This window comes from Microbulbifer sp. TB1203 (assembly GCF_030997045.1).
Classification (GTDB): Bacteria; Pseudomonadota; Gammaproteobacteria; order Pseudomonadales; family Cellvibrionaceae; genus Microbulbifer.
On sequence record NZ_CP116899.1, the window covers coordinates 769790 to 788481 of the forward strand.

Here is an 18692-nt window from a genome sequence, read left to right on the forward strand (position 1 = left end):
CTGATGGGCACGCTACGCTTTGCCCATCCTACAAAAGTCGCGCCGCCGATCCTTAACTTAGTGCCATTGGGTCATGCCTCTTCCCCCCAGGCGGGGAAGGGGTCCGGCAGGGTTTGCCAGTGCTCGCGTCCGGCCAGTAGTTCGCCGTCATTCAGCAAACAGTCGTCCAGTGCCTGGACGAACTGTTCCCGCTCGAGACCCTGGCCGATAAAGACCAGCTCCTGGCGCATATCGCCGAAGGGTTCCCGCCAGTTTTCTTGAATCGACGAGAGATATTCTTCGTCCTCGGGCCAGCGGTCCCGGGGCACGGCCTTCCAGAACATCCCGGCAAAGCCATAATGGGCGATGCCGCCGGCCTGGCTCCAATGCCCGGCAAAATCCGGCCGGCTGGCTAGCCAGAAATAGCCCTTGGAGCGGATCAGCTTGCCGTGGAAGTTGTCGCCGTGGAGAAAGTCGTAGAACTTTTGCGGGTGGAAAGGGCGACGTGCGGTGTAGGTAAAGCTGGCGATGCCGTATTCCTCGGTTTCCGGTATGTGCTCGCCGCGCATCTCCTTGAGCCAGCCCGGAGCCTGTTGGGCGCGCTCGAAACTGAACTTGCCGGTGCCTAGCACCTGGCTGATGTCCACCTGGCCGTTTCGGATGGGGACTATATCCGCCTCGGTATTGAGGATTTTCAGTACGGCTATCAGCCTCTGCAGGGTCGGCTCGTCCACCAGGTCGGTCTTGCTGACCAGAATAACATCGGCGAATTCGACCTGGTCCACCAGCAGGTCGGCGACACTGCGTTCGTCTTCCTCCCCCAGGTGTTCGCCGGTGTCCTGCAGGTATTTGGCTTCGTCGTAATCCCGGAGGAAATTCACCGCGTCCACCACCGTGACCATGGTGTCCAGGGTGGCGATATCCGACAGGCTGGTGCCGTCTTCATCGGCGAAGGTGAAGGTTTCTGCCACCGGCAGGGGTTCTGAAATACCGGTGGATTCGATCAGCAGATAATCGAAGCGGCCCTCGCCGGCCAGGCGGCGCACCTCCATCAACAGGTCTTCCCGCAGGGTGCAGCAGATACAACCGTTGCTCATCTCCACCAGTTTTTCCTCACTGCGATTGAGCTGTATGTCATTCTGCACCGCGGCGGCGTCTATATTGATCTCGCTCATATCATTGACGATCACCGCTACCCGGCGCCCGTCACGGTTATTGAGGATATGGCTCAGCACCGTGGTTTTGCCGGCGCCGAGAAAGCCGGACAATACGGTAACCGGCAGCTTGTGTTGTTCAGCGTTTGCCAAAATACCTTTCCTTTTCTTCGATTTTTGTTTTGATTTATGAGCAGTACCGGAACTATTCGTCCGGGACAAACACCATGGTGCCGTCCTCCAGCCGGTAGGTGGTGCCCGCCTTTACGCCGGTACCTTCGCCCATATCGCCGTTGGTTTCGTAGCGTTCCAGGGTTTCAATATCTTTCGGCACGATTTGCCCGCTGTTTTCCACGCTGGATTTTTCCAGGGCGGCGACGCTGCTGCGCGCCACTACGATCAACAACATGACGACGATCACCAGGAACACGTCGATAACGTTGACCACCGACAACATGGGATCGTCGTAATCTTCGCTATCCAGGAAACGCCTCATTGGCTCATCTCCTGTTCCAGTTGTTTCAGCGATCCCAACAGCCAGCGGCGGCGCACGGTCAGGACCCAGTAGGTTATGGAGGCGGTGATCAGGGCCAGGATGACCGCGGCAAAGGCCACCACCAATTGTTCGCCGACACTGGTCAGGTCACCGTCACCCAGGGCCAGCAGGGCGGGCCCGAGGGGAATCATCGTGGCCACCAGTCCCAGCATGGGGGCGGTGCGTGAGACGATGCGCAGGGGTTCCAGGTAACGGAGAATGACCAACTCCAGTTCTTCGCTGTCGGCGTCTTTTCTTTGCCGGTGATGCCGCCGCAGCGGGCAGGGCGCTTTTTGCCGGCGGCGCTGCAATGCCTCCAGGGCAAAGGCCCCAAGGCTGTAAAAGGCGTAACCGAAGAGACCGAGAATGATGAGCAGAATGGGCATCAGGAACAGCCGGCCCAGTTCGTACATGGTGATTTCCAGTGCGGTCATGCGGGTTCTCCAATATCAGAATGCGTGGACACTGCGTGGGTGCGGCGGTGCTGTCGCCAGGCGCCGGACAGGAACAGCAGGGCGAGCAGGGCAATAAAGCCGAACTGTTGCCAATCGGTTCCACCGGATGGTTGCGCACTGGGTGTCATGATCTGTCCGCGGATGGGCTGCGGCGCCGATGTGCCCGCGGCATCGGCAGGCGCTTCGCCGGTGAGGCCGAAGCCGGCCAGCGCCTCCGCGACAAACTGCTGGCGCCCGCTGCTCGGATCGCCTTCGCCGTGTTGTTCCGCCCACTGCCGGTATTGCTCCAGCAGGGCTTTGCGAGTGGCCTCGTCCGCCTGCCAGTGGCCGGTGCGAATGGCGTCGAGCATGCGCTCCATGATCCGGGTCAGCGCCTGGGGGTTTTGCGCTTCGAACCATTTCTCCAGGCCCAATTCGTAGGCGTCTTGTGCGTAGACCTCGAAAAAGCGCTGCCACTGGTCGTCCCGCACCATCTCCGGGGCCAGGGCCTGCCAGCCCCACAGATTCTCGATACTGTCCTGGAGCACTGTGGTGCCGGAATAACCTTCGTTCACCATGCTTTGCAGCCAGCGGGGATGATGGTAGCGGGTGCGGATTTCCCGGCTGAGGAATTGGTCGGCCCGCTCCAGCAGCCCCTGCCTTGGATCGCGAAGATTGCCGATATACAGTTCGGGCCTTTGCCCTCCCGCGACCTCAACGCCCAGAGAGAGGCCGCCCAGGTATTGAAACGGATCGTCTGAGGACAGCAGCCCATAGAGGTTGGAGCTGCGGGCGAAAACCGTGGCTTCGACCCCGGCCAACTGGCGCTCGAACAGATTGATGCCCGGCAGGGTCTCGCCCCAGTGATCCGGGTCGGGGCCGTAGGCGTGCTGGAGGCGGTCGAGGAAGATACGCCCCAGTCGTTCCTCATCGAGCTGTTCGCCATCGGCCCAGGCATCCACATCGGCCACGGCGTCGTCCAGGCCGATACCGTATTGACCGGGGGCGGCGGAGAAGGCGCGGGTGCGACTCAGCCGACGCACCGCGTCCGCCGACACGCCGGCCTCCTGCAGTTGCGTTTCAAGCTCCAGGGTCAGTGCGCGCACCGGGTTGTCCGCCTCCTCCTGCGCGGCGGCCAGGCTGGCCGCTTGCGCCAGCAGCCCGAGAGTATTTGCAAAAGCGTCCCGATAGAGACCGCTGGCCTGGAGCACGACATCGATGCGGGGCCGACCCAGTTGCTTCCGCGGAATCAGCTCGACGCCTTCCAGTCGTCCCCGTTCGTTCCATACGGGCTCGACCCCCAGTGCCGCCAGCACCTGGCCTTCGATAACACCGTGGTGGCGCATCACTTCCATGGCCCAAAGGGTGAACGCCAGTCGGCGGGGCGGGCGCCCGTGATCGGCGACGTGCTGGTCGATCAGGGTCTGCAGTAACTCTTTGCCGGCTTTATAAGCGGCGCGGGTGGGCACCCGGGACGGGTCGAAGCCGTAGAGGTTTCGCCCTGTGGGCAGGGAATCCGGGTTGCGGAGGGGGTCGCCGCCCACGGAGGGCGGGATGTATTTACCATCCAGCGCACGAATTATTGCGCGGGTCTCCCGCTGGTCTTGCAGCGCCCGTAAATACCCCCGACCGGTTTCCAGTTGTTTACGCAATGGGGCGGGAAGCGAGTCTGTCGGTGCATCCTCCAGCAAATGGCGCTGCAGTAATTTGTAGGGCTCGGATTCCGTCACCGCCGTGGCAAAATCGCCGACAAAGATTTCCGCCGGCCTGCCGGTGGTGAGATGGTAGAACTCGTCCCCGAGCATTTGCATGGTGGTGGACAGCAGGTGCTCATCTTTTCCGGCCCGGCCCAGTGTGTGTAAGCCAATGGGTTCACTCTGCTGGGCCATGGCGTGGATGTAGCGGTGCAGGGCGTGCAGGTACTCGGTGAAATCCTCCGGTACCTGTGCGAAGCCCAGGTCTGCATGAATGGACAGGGATTCGCTCAAGGCGACGATCTGCTCGCGGACGTTTTCCCGGGCGGCGCCGTCGTCCATGGACATCCAGTGGTGGGCCAGGTTGTGAAGGTCCACCAACTCGTGGTAGAGGGCTGCGGGGGCGAAGGGCGGTGTCTGGTGGGAGATGATTGTGGCCCGCATGCGCCGTTTCGCCAGGGTGGATTCGGCCAGGTTGTCGACGATGTAGGGGTAGATGTGGGGCAGTTCGCCCAGTACCGCGTGAGGGGCGTCGTCGTGGGCCAGGCCGCGCGCCTTGCCCGGTCCGAATTCCGCCGAACCGTGGGTGCCGAAATGAATCAGTGCATGGGCCTGATGGGCCCGGTGTAGCCAGGCGTAGCTGGCCAGGTAGTCGTGGCTGAAGGGGAGATCGGTATCGTGATAGGCATCCTGCCGCTCGGGATCATCCTTCAGCGCCCGCGACGGCTGCGGCAGCAGCGCGATATTGCCCAGCTTGAGGCGGGGGATGACGAAGTACTGTTTGCCGTCCCGCTCCACCAGCGTGGGCGCCCGCTCCGGGACGTCCCATTCGGCATCAATCTGCTGGCGAAAAGTTTCTCCCCGGGTGGCGAGCCAGGCTTTATAGTCGGCCAGGGGAAACAGTGTTGCCAGGTCGTCCGCCAGCAGTGCATCGCGATCCGCGTCGAGGTAATAGGCGCTGACCAATCGTTTGCCCGCTTCGGTGATGCTGTCCAGCGAGGGCGTCTCCAGTTGGTAGCCGGCCCGGGCCAAATCCTCGAAAGTGGCGAGCAGGCTGGCGGGCACGTTCAGGTTGGAAGCGGAAAAATTGCTGTCGCCCTGGGGGTAGTTGTAAATGTAGATCCCCAGCCGCTTATCCCGATTGGGCAGACGCTGCAGCGCAATTGTGTTGAGCGCCCGCCGCACCAGGATATCCAGCTCCGGCTGCACGGCGACGATTTGCCGGTCGCTGCGGCGCTCGGCGGCCACCACGGTGGCATCGGTGACGCCGGCCATTTCCGCCATGGTGAAATAGAAAGGGGTGCTGCCGCGGGGAAAACCCACCTGGTCCCGGCGCCAGTCGTTTTCGTCGCCGTCCCGGTAAATCAACCCCTGTAAAACCGGTACGCCGAGGCTGGCAAAATCCCCGGCCCGGCCTTCCGGATTAAGCGAAACGCGAAAAAATAAAAGCGCATCCACTAGCGGTTGGCCATCGGGCGCCAGCATGGCCGTCATGCGCCCCTCGCCCCGCACCGGCATGAAAAAGGGCAGGGGAACTGCGCCCGCCGCCTCCACGCTGGCGATGGCGGTGTCGATCCAGGCGGTCATCGTATCGCGCAGATAATTTTCGTGGATCGCAATACCGATTACCGGGCGTTCACTGAAATCGCCGTACCACTCCCGGTAGGCCGCGACGTCGGTAAATACCAGGCCTTCGTAATCCGGGTGGTAAAAGCCCTGCTCGGGATAGTGGATGGGATCGGGAGCCGGCTTGTCGTGCCGGCCCCATAGCGGGCCGGTCAGGTACTGGAACAGGGCTTCCATATTGGCCTTGCCGCCCTCCGACAGATAGCTGGCGATCGGGCGCGCCTTTTCGACCGGTATGCGCTCTGTTTCCAACTGGTCGCGGTGTATCACGACCAGAGGTGTGTTGCCGGCTTCCAGTTCCCTGCGCAGTGCCGTCAGCCGCTCACTGGGCGCCAAGTCGTGGCTGGGAGCAAAAATTACTGCCAGTCTGGCTTTGGTGGGCATGTCCCGGAGATCGTCGACATGGGCGGTCGATACCGCGACCCTTTGTGTCGCGCCGAGCTGCCGCAACGTGGCGAGCATGCCGGGCGTCACGGTTTCATTGGCCAGCAGCATCAGGTCTGTAGCGAATGGCGCTTGGCTAGGGGGCTGGGCGGCCCTGCTACCGATGGCTTTTTGCGGGCACGGGCTAGGCGCCCCCCCTAAATCCATCCCTGGAGGCTTGTCCGCGAGGTCCCTCTCGCAGACAGTCCCGCAAAAAGCCATCGGCATCAGGGCCTTCGCTTCACGGTCATTCGTTGACTTAATACTATCGTGATCTGTAGTTGTCTCGCCATCTGCCCAGGCAAGAGAAGCGATGCCCAGGCTGAGCACAAGGACCAGCAGCCGGAGGGGAGTTATTGCGATCATCGCTTAAAACTCCCAGTCCACGGCCAGGTAATAGTAGCGACCGCGAATTTCGTTGGTGTAATTTTCGTCGATGTCAGCCAGGCGCTGGCCGGTGATGTTGTCAATTCCTGTCCGGGCTCGCAGACTCTGGGTGACCTGTTGGCTCAGCCCCAGATGGAACAGGGTATAGTCCCGGGTCCACTCGCTGCCGCGCAGTTGCGCGCCGGTATATTCGCTGCGTAAATTCAACTCGCCGTCCTGCCAGGGTGAAACGATCACCGATAGATTCAGGCGTTCGCGCGGCCGTTTTTCAAGCGCTTCACCGGTCTGCTCGTTCTCGGTATCCAGGTAGGTGTAGTTAGCGTGGAGGCTGGCTGCGGGAGTGAGCTGTTGCCTGTAAGCCAGCTCCACTCCGCGAGTGGTCGCGGCATCCACATTGGTGTAGATACGCACCTCGTTTTCACCCGCCGGCGGATTGCCGGGTGGGCAATTTTCAATGCAGTGCAGATCGATCAGGTCGGTGATGTCATTGTGGAACAGGGTAATGGATGCCTGGGTCTGCTCGGTTTCGTGCTCGAGGGAGACGCTGAAACTTTCGCTGCGCTCCGGTTCCAGGTCGGGGTTGCCGAGGATACGCAGCGGAATGGTGGTGAAGGTGAAATCGTAGTCCGCCGCGGAGCGGCGCAGATCGGGGGCGGAAAAGCCACGTCCGTAATCCGCTTTGAGTCGGGTGTTGTCAGTAACGGCGTACACCACACCTGCCCGCGGACTGATTTCCCCGGAGTACTGGGTGTGGTCGTCGAAACGGCTGCCGAGGGTGAATATCAACCTTTCGTCGAGCGCGGTGCTGCGATTCTGCACCAGGATGCCCCGGTGTTCGACGGTATCGTCGTGCTCCCGCACGTCGTTGGTTTCACGCCAGAAATGCTCCTCGCGGTAATCGGCGCCCAGGGTGAAGGTCTGGCCGTCCGCCCATTGCCACGAACCGCTCAGGTCGACGATATCGTCCGTGTGCCTTTCATCTCTGTTCAGGTGGATGGACTCGCTTTTACTGTGCGAGCGGTAGACGTCGAGCCGGCTGCGCCAGTGATCGCCGGTATAGTCGTAACGGATTCCGGTGCTGTAGCGAAAAATATCCACTGCCCGGGTGGCGCGGACTCCCTGCCGCGCGCGTCGCTGGTCGTCGCTGCCGGTAAAAAACAGCTCCAGTTCATGGCCCTCCGCCGGATGATAAAACAGGCTGCCGAGGGTGTTGAGGGACTCCCGCCCCTCGATTTCGTCGACCCCGGCACGGCCCGGGTTGGGCACGCCATCCCGGTCTGTTGCGTCGACGCTCACCAGGGCGCCGACATTTCCGGTCAGGGGACCGGCGCTATAAAGCGACAGGCCCTGTTCCCTGGCCCCATTGCGGTTATCCACCAGCCCGGTGCGGCCCTGGACCCGTCCGGTCCAGGTCTCCGAGAGCGGGCGCAATATCGCATTGACCACTCCGCCCAGCGCGTCGGCGCCGTAGAGAGAGGAAGTGGGGCCGCGAACGACCTCCACCCGTTCGATGGCCGCTGTGGGAATCTGTGTCATGCGGAAATCACTGTGACCCTGCAAAACGTCCGTGTTGTTGATCCGGCGGCCGTTGATCAGAATCAGGGTCTGGGAGGGCTCAAAGCCGCGGATGCGAATCTGGCTGCGGCCGTCCATTTCATTGTCCAGCGCGATACCCGGTACGTCCTGGATCATTTCCGCGAGGGTGTTCGCCATTTTGCGCTCGATGTCGCTCCGGCTTACCTCGGAGTAGCCGGTGGGGGCGTTCTTTGTCTGAATCTCCGTTCGGGTAGCGGTAACCACCACATTTTCCATGCGATTGGAGGTGTCCTGGACGCTGGCCGATGCCGGCGGTGCCGCATGGAGGGTGGCCAGTATGCCTGCCAGCAACACCTGTTTTTGACTGTCGTTCATAGACTCCGCTCCGGGCCTGGGCTAAAAAAGAGATGATATAACGTATCAATATGGCGTATCAATATGCGAATCAAACAGCCTCGCTGCGCGAGGCGGGGTCAATCCACAGGTTGGAGGTGCTCAGTGGGGTGGGTGGGGTGGAGGATCAGACAAATGGTGGCGGAAGCTAAAGGGGCTTTCTCAACATTTCAATATGTGGAATCCCGTCCTCCTCGTAGGGCTCGGAAACCTTTTCAAATCCAAACTCGCTATAGAAGCGCTGCAGGTGCTGCTGTGCGGAGATGCGAATCGGCCTGTCGGGATACTCCCGCCCGGTACATTCGATTGCCCGCCGCATCAATTCCCTGCCCAGGCCGGTCCCCCGGTGGGAAGCCCGGGTGAGCACCCGGCCGATCGAGGGTTCGGGGTATTTTTTTTCGGGGAAGACCACCCGCAGGTAGGCGGCCAGCTCCTGTCCCTGCGGAGCTGAACACCAGCCCATCAGGTGCCAGGAATACTGGTCGAGACAGTCCGCGTCCTGATAGGCACAATCCTGTTCCACGGTAAAGACTTCCTGCCGCGCCCTGAGGATCTGGTAGAGCTGTTGGAGGGAAAGCTGCTCAAAAGACCGCCACTGCCAGTGAATCATTGTCGACTGAATTCTCCGTTTTTCAGGTAGTGGATGACCTGGGCGATCACTTTTTTGTTTTTCATCATGAATACGTGGGTCACCGGCATTTCCAGGTGGTCGTTCATGCCTTCGAGTTTGGTGCTCTCCACCGAGACCTTGCCGTCATCGATATCGGGAACCATTTGCGAGAGGATCAAATTGATACTGCGGGTGCCGGCGATAATGCCCACATCGAACTCCGCGGCGCCGAGTTTGTTGGGCACACTGAAGGCGCCGGTGCCCAGCTGCAGGCCGGCATCGCCGAGGATAAAGTGGAAGCCGGGGAAATTGCCCAGATTGTCCACCACCTCGCTGCCCTTATTGGGTGGGCCCAGCATCACTACCCGGTTCAGGTTTTCGATCTGCACCTGGCTCAGGTATTGCCGCACCAGGATGCCGCCCAGGGAATGGGTGACGAAATTTACCTGGTCGTGGTCCCGGCACTGGTCCAGCGCCGGCGCTATCGCCGGGCCGGCCAGTTCCTCGATCGGGTGATCGGTGGAGGGGTAGCTCACATTCACGGTGGTAAAGCCCACCGCTGCGATGGCTTTTTCCATTTTTTCCATGGAGCCGCTGGATTTTCCCAGGCCGTGCAACAAAATCACGCAGGAAGTCTGGGCATTGGCGGCGAGGGGCAGGGATAGAAGGGATAATAGTAGGGCCAGAAAAATATTTTTCATCTTTCGGTTTCTCTGTCAGTTTTTTTATTGTTTTCCAGTGCGGCGACAAATTTTTGCGGGTCGTCCGGCGTGACTACGAGTGTACGCCCGGGAAATTTTAGCACCACGGCCCTCGCCTGGTCAGTGGCGAAAGCCCGGTAGCGGCCCAGCCTGGAATTGCGATAGAGCCCGGCAAAACAGAAGAGGCCGCCATTGCCGAAAACCCGGATGGAGCCATCCATGGCCTTCGGGTCCGCGCCCACTTCTTGCAGGCCCTGCAGGGAAATCCGTGTTTTCCAGCCGGGACGGCAGATCAGTAGTGCATTGCTGTCGATAACGTACCCGCGAATGGCAAAGAAGGCGCAGGCGGCCAGTATAGCCAGTGGCAGCAATACCATGCCCGACCGCCAGGCCATTTCGGCTTGCGGTGTTCTGGCGAGAATCACCAATGGAATACCCAGCAACAGCGCCGAGGACAGCGCGGTTATCCATTTGAGCTGGCGGCTCCAGGGGGCTTCGAATATTCCATTATTCATCTAGTAGAAGTTCCGGATTGCGTTGAAGGTGAGTCCGAACAGCATCAGGGTGGACAGCATGAAAATCGCAAAACGTACTTCGATATTGTTCACCAGTACCTGCACCAGGCTGTGTATTACGCGCAGGCCGACGTAGCTCCAGGCCAGAACCAGGTTGGCCCCGCTGCCTTCGTCCATCAACGCCAGCGACAGCGCGACGGCATAGAAGAGGGTGGGCTGCTCCATCAGGTGGTTGTAGTTGTCCGCCTTCCAGCGAACCCGTGCGGGTAGGGTGTTCATCTGTTCGCCGCGGGGGGCCTCGGGGTCCAGTTTTATTTGGGCTTTTGCGATGGCGGGCAGGCGGGTGACGTACATCCAGAGCCATATCACCAGGGACCAGGCGACCAGGGCAATGACCGGGGCGAGGATAGGGCTGGGCATTCCATCTCCTTGTGGATTTATTCCATGGATATTTTGCAAAGCTGAATTTTATGATGGAGGAGATGGCTTTGGAACAAGCTGATGGCTATCAGCCGGCGCTCGAGCCCAATGCTGTAACGGTCGTGATGCGAAGACCCCGATGCCGGGAAAGCGTTGACGGGCGGCCAAGGGCCGCCCCGGGTCATTCAGCCCGCCGGATTTTAAGCTTGCCGATGGGCCTGCGCTGGCCGGTTTGCTCCCCGCCCGCGCTGCTGGCGCTGGTGTTTGCGTCGCTATAGTAGCTGGCGATCAGGCTGAGGTTTTCCAGGTCCCGGTCGACGGTGACGCTGTCCTCCTGGCCGCTGGCGGGGTAGTAGCCGCAGGCCTCTCCCGGATCGCAAATGGTGCCGTTGGCATTGAGGTCGGAGCCGGCGGCGATGGTGTAGTTGCCGGGCTCCACGCCGGTGAACTCGAAGGTGTATTCTCCGTTGTCGGTGGACTTGGCCAGTTGGCGGACGGTCTCGTAGTCGGATATGCCGTCGCCGTCCTCGTCGCTGGCTTTGAGCAGCAGGATATACAAGTATCCGGCGTAGTTGCCGCTGGTGGTGCTGCCCACCTGCAGGTTCACCGGCAGGTGGTAGTTCTCCGTGCCGTTCATGGGAAAAACCACTTCGCTGTTGTAGATGCCGTCGGTCAGCCCGGTGCGGTCGACGGTGACCCGGTAGGTGCCGAACCCGGTGGCGGTATCTACAACCATCGGTTCCACCGAACTGATCCAGCCAGCGCCCGGCTGGGGACTGCTGGATACGGCGGCGCCGTCGGCACCGATATTGCGGATCTCCACTTCGAGAGCGGTGAGGGTGGCGGAGAAGTTCAGGGTTTCCGGATCGGCGGTGATCACCGGTTCAGCGGGTTCCTGTCCCGCTGCCTGCACCGCCTTGTAGGCGTCCAGCAGGCCGTAACCGTAGACCGGATCGCGCCCGGTTTCGCCCAGATCGGTGGTTAGCTGGCCACTGGCCAGGAGGGCGTCGATGTCGTCCGGGGTCAGCTGGGGATTGACGGCCTTCATCAGCGCGAAGACGCCGCTGGCGTGGGGGCTGGCCATGGAGGTGCCCTGCAGCGAGGCGTAGCTGGGAGAGAGTTCGTTGCCCCCTTTCGTTTCGTTTACGTAGGTGCTGAGGACGCCGTCGCTGAAGCCGTCGACGTTGGCATCCGCGGACATGTCGCCGCCGGGGGCGGCCAGGTCCACCCAGTTGCCGAAGTTGGAGTAGGGGGCCTGTTCGTTGTTGAAGTCGGTGGCGCTGACGGCGATCACGCCTTCCATGGCCGCCGGATAGGTGGGTGTGTCGCTGCTGTCGTTGCCGGCCGCGGCCACCAGCACAACACCTTGCGCGCGGGCCTCGCTGAGGGCGTCCTGCAGGGTCTGGGAGAATTCGGAGCCACCGAAGCTCATATTGATCACGCCGGCCTTTTGCGCGGGTATCGCCCCCGAGTCGTTGGCGAGCCCCGCGGCGTAGCGCACCGCCTGGGCCACGTCGTAGGTGCTGCCGCCGGAAATTCCCAGGACCCGCAGCGGCATCACCAGGCTCTGCCAGCCGGCGCCACTGACACCGCTGGTGTTGTCGGTGAATGCACCGACGGTGCCGGCCACATGGGTGCCGTGCCAGGAGCTGCGGTTTTGCAGGGCCTGGTCGCCTGGGTCTTCCGGATCGTCGTCGATGCCGTCGCCGTCGCCGGCGCTCTCCGGGTCGCTGATAAAGTCGTAACCGGGGGTCAGTTTGCCCCCGAAGTCCGGGTGCGCTTTGTAGATGCCGGTATCGAGTACGGCGACCACGGTGTCGGCGCTGCCGGTGGTGATATCCCAGGCCTCGGGCAGGTGAACATTCCGGTAGTGCCACTGGCGCAGGTAGAGCGGATCGCTGGGGGCCCGCAGGCTGTAGTAGCGGTAGTTGGGTTCCACATAGTCCACCGCCGGGTCCGCCTGGAGTTGCTTGAGTTCCATCAGCGTGCGCAGTTTGGCCAGGGTGTGGGCATTCGCCTGCGGGTGTGATTTCTGTACCGGGTGCAGCCGCGGTGGGCTTGAGTCGGCGAAATCCGCCAGCCGGTAGCGGCGCAGCCGGCTGCCCCGGGCCGGGCTACCGGTCGGTTGCAGTCGCCGGTTGTTGAGGGCGGCGACGGTGGGGGCCTGTTTCCACTTCACGATCAGCTCGCCGGGTGCGAAGTCGTCGCCCACCGAGGGTGAGGCCGGCAGGATGCGGTCGTCGCTGCTGTCGATCTTCAGGGTGTAGGCGCTGATACCCGCTACGGCGCGCACCTCTAACAGATAGTCGCCGCTCGCCGGGACCCGGATGGACTCACTGTCGCTGATACCGCCGGTGCTGGATTGCACCGGGGTGTCGGGGGCATCCGACTGGTAAAGGTAGAGATCCAGGTCGTTCTGCAGCGGAGACAGGGGCTGAAAGTCGTGAATGGTGAGGCGGATACTCTGGTCGGCGGACAGGGACAGGCTGAACCAGTCCTCGCTGTCGCCCTCGGCCTGGAAGCGGTGCTCCGCCTGGCCGCTGCCCTCGGCGCTGGCGAACCCGCCCAGCACCACCGGGTTGCCCAGCAACTGGGCCTCGGAGGGTTGGTTGTTGGGGACGATCGGCGCCTGTGGGTCGTTGCTGTCGGAATCGGTGTCGCTGAAGCGTTCGGCCGTTACGGTGCCGGCTATCCGGTGGTTGGTGGTGCCGGTGTCATCGCTGCCGGTGTCGTCGCCAGGGTCTGTGGGCTGGTCGCCGCCGTCGTCACTGCCGCTGTCGTCTCCCTGTTCGTTGGGAGGGGGGCTGTTATCGCTGCCTCCCCCGCCGCCGCCACAGGAGGTCAGGGACAGCAACAGCAGGGTGCACAGCAAAAAGCGGGCGAGAGACTTCATAGACGGTCACGGTTCTGGTGTTTGTTGTATGCCGGTCCAGTCTGGACCAACACCGGCCAATAATCCCAAAACCGCTTCACACTCTCAAGGTTGGCAGGGGAATGCCCGGCTACCACATCAGGTCGTCGGGGATCTGGTAGTCGGCGTAGGGATCGTCTTCCCCGGCCGGTGCGCTGTCCGCCGGCGGCTGGACCACGGCGGCGGGGTTGCGCTCGGCAATCTTGTCGGCGATCACCCGCGGCACCAGCTCGAACTGATCGTCCAGCCCGACGATCACCAGTCGCCCCGCTACCAGGTGTTCCTGTACGGCTGCGGTTACGTAGAGGGTTTTGATCTTCTTTTCAAAGGTAAAGTTGTAGGCGATATCGCCGTTGCCCTTGGGCTGCCTGTTGTTGGCGACCATCTGCTTGATCTGTGCGGCGATGGCTCTCTGTTGCGCCGCGGCCTCGCGTTCGGCGTTCAGCGCGCGGTCGCGGGCCACCTTTTCGGCTCGGGCCCGCTCCGCGGCCGCCTTGGTTTCATCGACGACCGGCTGGGCGGATTTCTTCGCCACCTTGTCCTGTTTGCGCTTTTCCTTGCTGACCTGCTTGGCCTTCTTCTTGTCGACAAGGCCGGCTTTCAGTAGTTGGTCTTGCAGTGAGGCCATGGTGTCTTACCTGTGCATTCGGTTGTGGGGCCGCTGGCCTGCGGCGGTGGAATTCGTGGGAAGAGCCGGAGGCCGCCCGGGAGTGGGATTCTAACCGATGCCGTCGCCCGGTTGGTACCGGGGGAGTCCCGAGTCGTCCCCAGGGTGCTTTACCGGCCCGTCTTGCCCCTGCCGCCGCGCCGCTCGACTATCAGCGATACCACCACCCCTGAAGCCAGAATGGCCAGCACTATCACCAGCAGGTACAGGTTAAAACGCTCCCCGATCGCGTGTTTCAGCCATTCGGCCAGCAGCATCTTGGTGCCGACCACCATCAATACCAGGGCCAGGGCGGCCTTGAGGTAGTGAAACCTGGCCACCATCCCGGCCAGGGCGAAATACAACGAGCGGAGGCCGAGGATCGCGAATACATTGCTGGTAAAAACCAGGAAGGGGTCGGCGGTGATCGCGAAGATGGCCGGGATGGAGTCTACGGCGAAGATCACGTCGCTCGTCTCCACCACGATCAGGGCCAGCGCCAGTGGCGTCAGCAACAGGCTCCCCGGGCGGGCCCCGGAGACAACCGGATCCGGCTCCGCGGTCTCGCCGGGCATTTCGTTCTCGCGGGACGCCGCCGATCCGGCGCGCAGGATGAAGTGCTGGCCGTGGAACCGGTCGGTAATCGGAAGCAGGCGCCGCGCCAGGCGCACCACTGGGTTCCTGCCCGGGTCCGCGGGTCCGGACTTGAGGAACAACATCCTGAGCCCGGTCAAAATCAGGAAGATGGCGAACAGGTACAAAATCCAGTGGAATTCCTCGATCAGCCTGGCTCCGACCGCGATCATCACTCCGCGCAGCACCAGGGCGCCAAGGATGCCCCAGAAGAGCACCCGGTGCTGGTAGCGCCGCGGTACCGCAAAGTAGTCGAAGATCACCGCGATCACGAAAATGTTGTCCACGCTGAGCGACTTTTCCACCACATAGCCCAATAGGTATTTCTCGGTGGCCCTGGCGCCGTTGTTCAGCAGCCCGTCGACGGCATCCGGTTCGATGCCCAGGCCGAGCAGCTTGTTCTCGTAGGCAAAGTAGATGAATACGGAAAAAGCCAACCCCATGGCGATCCACACTGAGGACCATATGGCCGCCTCCCGCAGGCCGATCACATGGGCCTCGCGGTGGAATATCCCCAGGTCCAGTGCCAGCATCAGCAGCACAAAGCCGATAAATGCTATCCAGATCCAGATCATGACGGGTGCGGCGCCTCTGTCGCCTCGGGTCCCAGCCCGTATATAGACGAGATTACGTTGGGGCGAAAAATCGGAGTGAGCCGGCCCAGCCACACTTAAATAGCGTCCTGGTTACTCCTTTCGGAATATTGTTCTGAATACTGCAGTCTTGCGCTTCACGACCGTCTCTCCGCGATTGTAGCTGGTGAAAATGTGCTCTCCCGGCGGCCGGCTTGTGTTGTTATACTCCGCGCCCTTCCGATGGCAGCCAAATTTTTGTGGGGAAATCCATGTCCGATTCACTGTGCGATATAGGCTTTATCGGCGCGGGAGTGATGGGCAAGAACCTGATCATGAACCTGGCGGATAACGGCTACAAAGTCTGTGCCTTCGACCTGGACCACAACCGGCTCGATGCGCTGCTGGAGCAGGATGCCCGGGAGCGCGGCGAGCGGCCGCCGCGGGTGGAGGCCTGCAGTTCCTACACCGAACTGCTGGGCCGTATCAAATCCCCGCACCTGGTGATTCTCTCCGTGCCGGCTGGCGCGCCGGTGGACGACGTGTGCCACAAGCTCTTGGACGCCGGCCTGAAGGCCGACGACATCGTGGTGGACACCGGCAACAGCCTGTGGACCGATTCGGTGGAGCGCTGTGAGCGCTTCAAGGGCCGGCTGATTTTCTTTACCACCGCCGTCTCCGGTGGAGATGTCGGCGCGCGCTTCGGCGCCTCGCTGATGCCCAGTGGCGACCGCTACGCCTGGACCCGTATCGAGCCGGTGTTGAACGCCATCGCCGCCAAGGTGGATCCGGACAGCGGACGGCCCATCGAGCGCCGCGAGCCCGGCAGGCCGGTCTCCGGCGGCGAGCCCTGCGCGGCCTATATCGGCCCCATAGGCTCCGGCCACTACGTGAAGATGGTGCACAACGGTATCGAGTACGCCGATATGCAGCTGATCTGCGAGGCCTACCACATGATGCGCAGCGCCCTGGAAATGACCCCGGCGGAGATCGCGAAAGTATTCCGCGAATGGAACCTGGGACCGCTGAACAGCTACCTGATCGATATCAGCGCCGAGGTACTGGCGACCGTGGATGCGGATACCAAGCAGCCGCTGGTGGATGTCATCCTAGATCGCGCTGGCCAGAAGGGCACCGGACTGTGGACCGCGCTGAGCAGCCTGGAAGTGGGCTGTCCCGCGCCGAGCATCGCCGAAGCGGTCTACGCGCGCTCGCTGTCCACGCGCAAGGTGCTGCGCACGCGGGCGGCGAAGAAACTGCTGGGTCCGGATGTGGCCCCGGTGGAACCAGCGCGCCGGGCCGAGGTGATCGAGCAGCTGCACGACGCCCTGTACTGCGCCAAAATCTGCGTCTACGCCCAGGGCTTCGACCTGATGAAACTGGCCGCGCGGGAGCAGGGCTGGCAGCTGAACTTCGCCGAGATCGCCCGCATCTGGCGCGCCGGTTGCATTATTCGCGCGGTTTTCCTGCAATCCATCAGCGATGCCTACGAGCGGGACCTGAAGCTGTCCAACCTGCTGCTGGATGATTTCTTTGCCGGGCAGATCGCCCTCAACCAGCACAACTGGCGCCGCGCGGTAGCGGATGCCAGCCTGTTCGGCATCCCGGTGCCGGCCCTGTCCTCGGCACTCAGCTACTACGACGCCTTCCGCATGGAATCCCTGCCGGCAAACCTGCTGCAGGGGCAGCGCGACTTTTTCGGCGCGCACACCTTTTCCCGCGTGGACCGCCCGGAGGAGGAAAAGTATCACGTACAGTGGAGTGAGCCGGGGCGGCCGGTGGTGGAAGTCTGATCAGCCTTGTAGGCCCACGTGGCGGCGGTCAAAAACAGCGCTGATACCGGCGCGCAGATCAGGTTGATCCGCGGATCGTCTTTGCCGGCACGCCACCCACGATCAGCCCTGGCGCTATGTCTCCGGTGACCACCGCTCCCGAGCCGATGATCACATCGTTGCCAATGGTGACGCCCGGATTGATGATCGCACCGGCACCGATCCAGACATTGTTGCCGATAGTCACCGGTTGCCCGAATTCCAGGCCGCTGCGACGGGTTTGGGCATCGGTTGGATGTGTGGCGGTGAGGATGCTGACCCTGGGCCCGCAGAGGCAGTTGTCGCCGATACGCACCTCGCAGACATCGAGGATGATCAGGTCAAAATTGGCGAAGAAGTTTTCACCCAGGTGAATATTGTATCCGTAGTCGCAGCGCAACAGAGGTTCGATGGTGCAGTTGTCCGGCTTGGTGCCCAATAAACGGGCCAGTATACGGCTACGGCTGTCCGGGTCCCCGGTATCGTACTGGTTGTATTCGCGACACAGCTGGCGTGCAGCCAGCCGCTCCTGCGCAAGCGTGCTGTCGGAGGCGTCGTAGAGGTCGCCACGCAGCATCTTTTCTTTTTCGGAATCGTTCATATTGGCGGTCGTTGTTCCCGTTCCTTATCACGCTGGGGCGCTGCGTCAGAAAACCACTTCTTCGACCTCGGCCGCAGTCCGTTCCGAATCTGCGCGGGAGGCTTTAGCTACAATCTCCTCGACACTTGCCGACTCTGTATTGACACCGCCAAACGCAGCCAGCAGATCGGTGAGCAGCGCGGAGATTTCCAGGGTCATCACCGAGAATTCGATATCGAAGCGCTGGGCCGCATCGCCGGCGTCGATATTGTCCGCTTTCTCCATCACCTCGTCGCCAAACTTCAGGCGTTTGATCGACAATTGGTCGTCGATCACAAACTCGACGCTCTCTTTCCACACCAGCCCCAGCTTGTGCACCTGCAGGCCGGCCACCAGGTGGTTGTGGATCTCCTCTGCGCACAGGTCCTGGTTCTTGCAGCGGATCACACTGCCGCTGTCCTGCGGATCGCGCAGTTCGCACTCATGGCCGAACTCGAACCGGGCCGGCGCTTCCGGGGCGGTGAGCCAGTGGGTCATGGTCTGCTGGGGGATATTCTTCGCCGTCAGCGGCACCACCGAAAGGCTGCTGATCGCCTCGCGCAGGTTTTCCAGCAGTTCCTCCGCCGCCTTGGCTGAGGAGGCGTTGACCACCACCCAGCCCTCTTTCGGGGCGATATAGGCGTACTGCAGGTGGGAGCGAGCGAAAGCCTTGGGGCGCATCTCCAGCAGCACCTCGTCCTTCAGGTTCTGCCGCTCCTTGCGGCCGACGTTGCGGGCCTCCTTATCGGCGATGGCCTGGGCCCGTTCCTCCACCATCTCGTTCACCACTGCGGCCGGAATCACCTTCTCCTGCTTTTTGGCACAGATCATCAAATAGCCATTGGCACTGTGCGCCAGCTGGCTGCCGTGGCGGCCGAGCGGTGACACCCAGCCGTAGCGGGCCATATCCTGGCTGCCGCAGGGCACAAAGGCGCCGGGCTCCAGTAATTCGTGCAATTTTTCGGCAGTGAGGGCAAATTCTTTGGTGAGGCGGTAGACGCGAAGATTCTTAAACCACATACATCAGGCCATCTGTTCTGTATTTGTCGGGAACGGCAATTATGCGGATTGGGATCGGCAAGGGCCAGGGACT

The 18692-nt window shown here is 61.9% G+C and carries 14 protein-coding genes and 2 pseudogenes; 1 reads left to right on the top strand and 15 read right to left on the bottom strand.

Annotation, left to right across the window (positions count from 1 at the left end):
• Positions 1 to 71 precede the first annotated feature (71 nt).
• The 12 genes from zigA to PP263_RS03360 form a co-directional block, all read right to left on the bottom strand.
• Positions 72 to 1286, bottom strand: coding sequence for a zinc metallochaperone GTPase ZigA (gene zigA / locus PP263_RS03305; protein ID WP_308366951.1), 1215 nt, complete (start codon positions 1284 to 1286; stop codon positions 72 to 74).
• Positions 1287 to 1338: 52 nt separating this feature from the next.
• A complete protein-coding gene (locus PP263_RS03310; protein WP_308366952.1) occupies positions 1339 to 1629 on the bottom strand; it encodes a DUF2149 domain-containing protein in 291 nt (96 codons plus the stop codon).
• On the bottom strand, positions 1626 to 2102 hold the full coding sequence (locus PP263_RS03315) for a MotA/TolQ/ExbB proton channel family protein (protein WP_308366954.1): 477 nt from the start codon (positions 2100 to 2102) through the stop codon (positions 1626 to 1628). The genes PP263_RS03310 and PP263_RS03315 overlap by 4 nt, the downstream gene beginning before the upstream one ends.
• A complete protein-coding gene (locus tag PP263_RS03320; RefSeq protein ID WP_308366955.1) occupies positions 2099 to 5917 on the bottom strand; it encodes a cobaltochelatase subunit CobN in 3819 nt (1272 codons plus the stop codon). The genes PP263_RS03315 and PP263_RS03320 overlap by 4 nt, the downstream gene beginning before the upstream one ends.
• A gap of 297 nt (positions 5918 to 6214) precedes the next feature.
• Positions 6215 to 8143 (bottom strand): TonB-dependent receptor domain-containing protein, encoded by a 1929-nt coding sequence (locus PP263_RS03325; protein WP_308366956.1) that lies wholly within the window; start codon positions 8141 to 8143, stop codon positions 6215 to 6217.
• 166 nt (positions 8144 to 8309) lie between these two features.
• Complete coding sequence (locus tag PP263_RS03330; RefSeq protein WP_308366957.1) at positions 8310 to 8771, bottom strand: GNAT family N-acetyltransferase; 462 nt, start codon at positions 8769 to 8771, stop codon at positions 8310 to 8312.
• On the bottom strand, positions 8768 to 9472 hold the full coding sequence (locus PP263_RS03335; protein ID WP_308366958.1) for an alpha/beta hydrolase: 705 nt from the start codon (positions 9470 to 9472) through the stop codon (positions 8768 to 8770). Before PP263_RS03335 ends, PP263_RS03330 begins: the two co-directional genes overlap by 4 nt.
• The gene (locus tag PP263_RS03340) at positions 9469 to 9987 is read right to left on the bottom strand and encodes a PH domain-containing protein (RefSeq protein ID WP_308366959.1); all 519 of its coding nucleotides are present in this window, start codon (positions 9985 to 9987) and stop codon (positions 9469 to 9471) included. Before PP263_RS03340 ends, PP263_RS03335 begins: the two co-directional genes overlap by 4 nt.
• Complete coding sequence (locus PP263_RS03345; RefSeq protein WP_308366960.1) at positions 9988 to 10407, bottom strand: MAPEG family protein; 420 nt, start codon at positions 10405 to 10407, stop codon at positions 9988 to 9990.
• 181 nt (positions 10408 to 10588) lie between these two features.
• Positions 10589 to 13300, bottom strand: coding sequence for a S8 family serine peptidase (locus PP263_RS03350; RefSeq protein ID WP_308366961.1), 2712 nt, complete (start codon positions 13298 to 13300; stop codon positions 10589 to 10591).
• Positions 13301 to 13409: 109 nt separating this feature from the next.
• On the bottom strand, positions 13410 to 13946 hold the full coding sequence (locus PP263_RS03355) for a DUF2058 domain-containing protein (protein ID WP_308366962.1): 537 nt from the start codon (positions 13944 to 13946) through the stop codon (positions 13410 to 13412).
• Positions 13947 to 14095: 149 nt separating this feature from the next.
• On the bottom strand, positions 14096 to 15172 hold the full coding sequence (locus tag PP263_RS03360) for a TerC family protein (RefSeq protein WP_308366963.1): 1077 nt from the start codon (positions 15170 to 15172) through the stop codon (positions 14096 to 14098).
• A 269-nt stretch (positions 15173 to 15441) separates the two neighbouring features.
• Here PP263_RS03360 and gndA point away from each other — a divergent pair, with 269 nt between their 5' ends.
• Positions 15442 to 16962 (top strand): NADP-dependent phosphogluconate dehydrogenase, encoded by a 1521-nt coding sequence (gene gndA, locus PP263_RS03365; protein WP_308366964.1) that lies wholly within the window; start codon positions 15442 to 15444, stop codon positions 16960 to 16962.
• Between the two features lie 70 nt (positions 16963 to 17032).
• Here the strand turns inward: gndA and PP263_RS22655 are convergent.
• From PP263_RS22655 to rdgC, 3 genes and pseudogenes are all read right to left on the bottom strand, one after another.
• Positions 17033 to 17182: pseudogene (locus tag PP263_RS22655) on the bottom strand (DapH/DapD/GlmU-related protein); the annotation flags it as partial.
• 240 nt (positions 17183 to 17422) lie between these two features.
• Positions 17423 to 17581 (bottom strand): annotated as a pseudogene (locus PP263_RS22660) (maltose acetyltransferase domain-containing protein); the annotation flags it as partial.
• Between the two features lie 45 nt (positions 17582 to 17626).
• Positions 17627 to 18619: a recombination-associated protein RdgC gene (gene rdgC / locus PP263_RS03375; RefSeq protein ID WP_308366966.1), complete on the bottom strand. Its 993-nt coding sequence runs from the start codon at positions 18617 to 18619 to the stop codon at positions 17627 to 17629.
• Positions 18620 to 18692 lie beyond the last annotated feature (73 nt).

What these genes read in the sequence shown, in the direction of transcription:
- PP263_RS03310 (WP_308366952.1), bottom strand. Translation starts at nt 1,629, where the DNA reads ATGAGGCGTTTCCTGGATAGCGAAGATTACGACGATCCCATGTTGTCG.
- PP263_RS03315 (WP_308366954.1), bottom strand. Translation starts at nt 2,102, where the DNA reads ATGACCGCACTGGAAATCACCATGTACGAACTGGGCCGGCTGTTCCTG.
- PP263_RS03320 (WP_308366955.1), bottom strand. Translation starts at nt 5,917, where the DNA reads ATGCTGCTGGCCAATGAAACCGTGACGCCCGGCATGCTCGCCACGTTG.
- PP263_RS03325 (WP_308366956.1), bottom strand. Translation starts at nt 8,143, where the DNA reads ATGAACGACAGTCAAAAACAGGTGTTGCTGGCAGGCATACTGGCCACC.
- PP263_RS03330 (WP_308366957.1), bottom strand. Translation starts at nt 8,771, where the DNA reads ATGATTCACTGGCAGTGGCGGTCTTTTGAGCAGCTTTCCCTCCAACAG.
- PP263_RS03335 (WP_308366958.1), bottom strand. Translation starts at nt 9,472, where the DNA reads ATGAAAAATATTTTTCTGGCCCTACTATTATCCCTTCTATCCCTGCCC.
- PP263_RS03340 (WP_308366959.1), bottom strand. Translation starts at nt 9,987, where the DNA reads ATGAATAATGGAATATTCGAAGCCCCCTGGAGCCGCCAGCTCAAATGG.
- PP263_RS03345 (WP_308366960.1), bottom strand. Translation starts at nt 10,407, where the DNA reads ATGCCCAGCCCTATCCTCGCCCCGGTCATTGCCCTGGTCGCCTGGTCC.
- PP263_RS03350 (WP_308366961.1), bottom strand. Translation starts at nt 13,300, where the DNA reads ATGAAGTCTCTCGCCCGCTTTTTGCTGTGCACCCTGCTGTTGCTGTCC.
- PP263_RS03355 (WP_308366962.1), bottom strand. Translation starts at nt 13,946, where the DNA reads ATGGCCTCACTGCAAGACCAACTACTGAAAGCCGGCCTTGTCGACAAG.
- PP263_RS03360 (WP_308366963.1), bottom strand. Translation starts at nt 15,172, where the DNA reads ATGATCTGGATCTGGATAGCATTTATCGGCTTTGTGCTGCTGATGCTG.
- gndA (WP_308366964.1), top strand. Translation starts at nt 15,442, where the DNA reads ATGTCCGATTCACTGTGCGATATAGGCTTTATCGGCGCGGGAGTGATG.
- rdgC (WP_308366966.1), bottom strand. Translation starts at nt 18,619, where the DNA reads ATGTGGTTTAAGAATCTTCGCGTCTACCGCCTCACCAAAGAATTTGCC.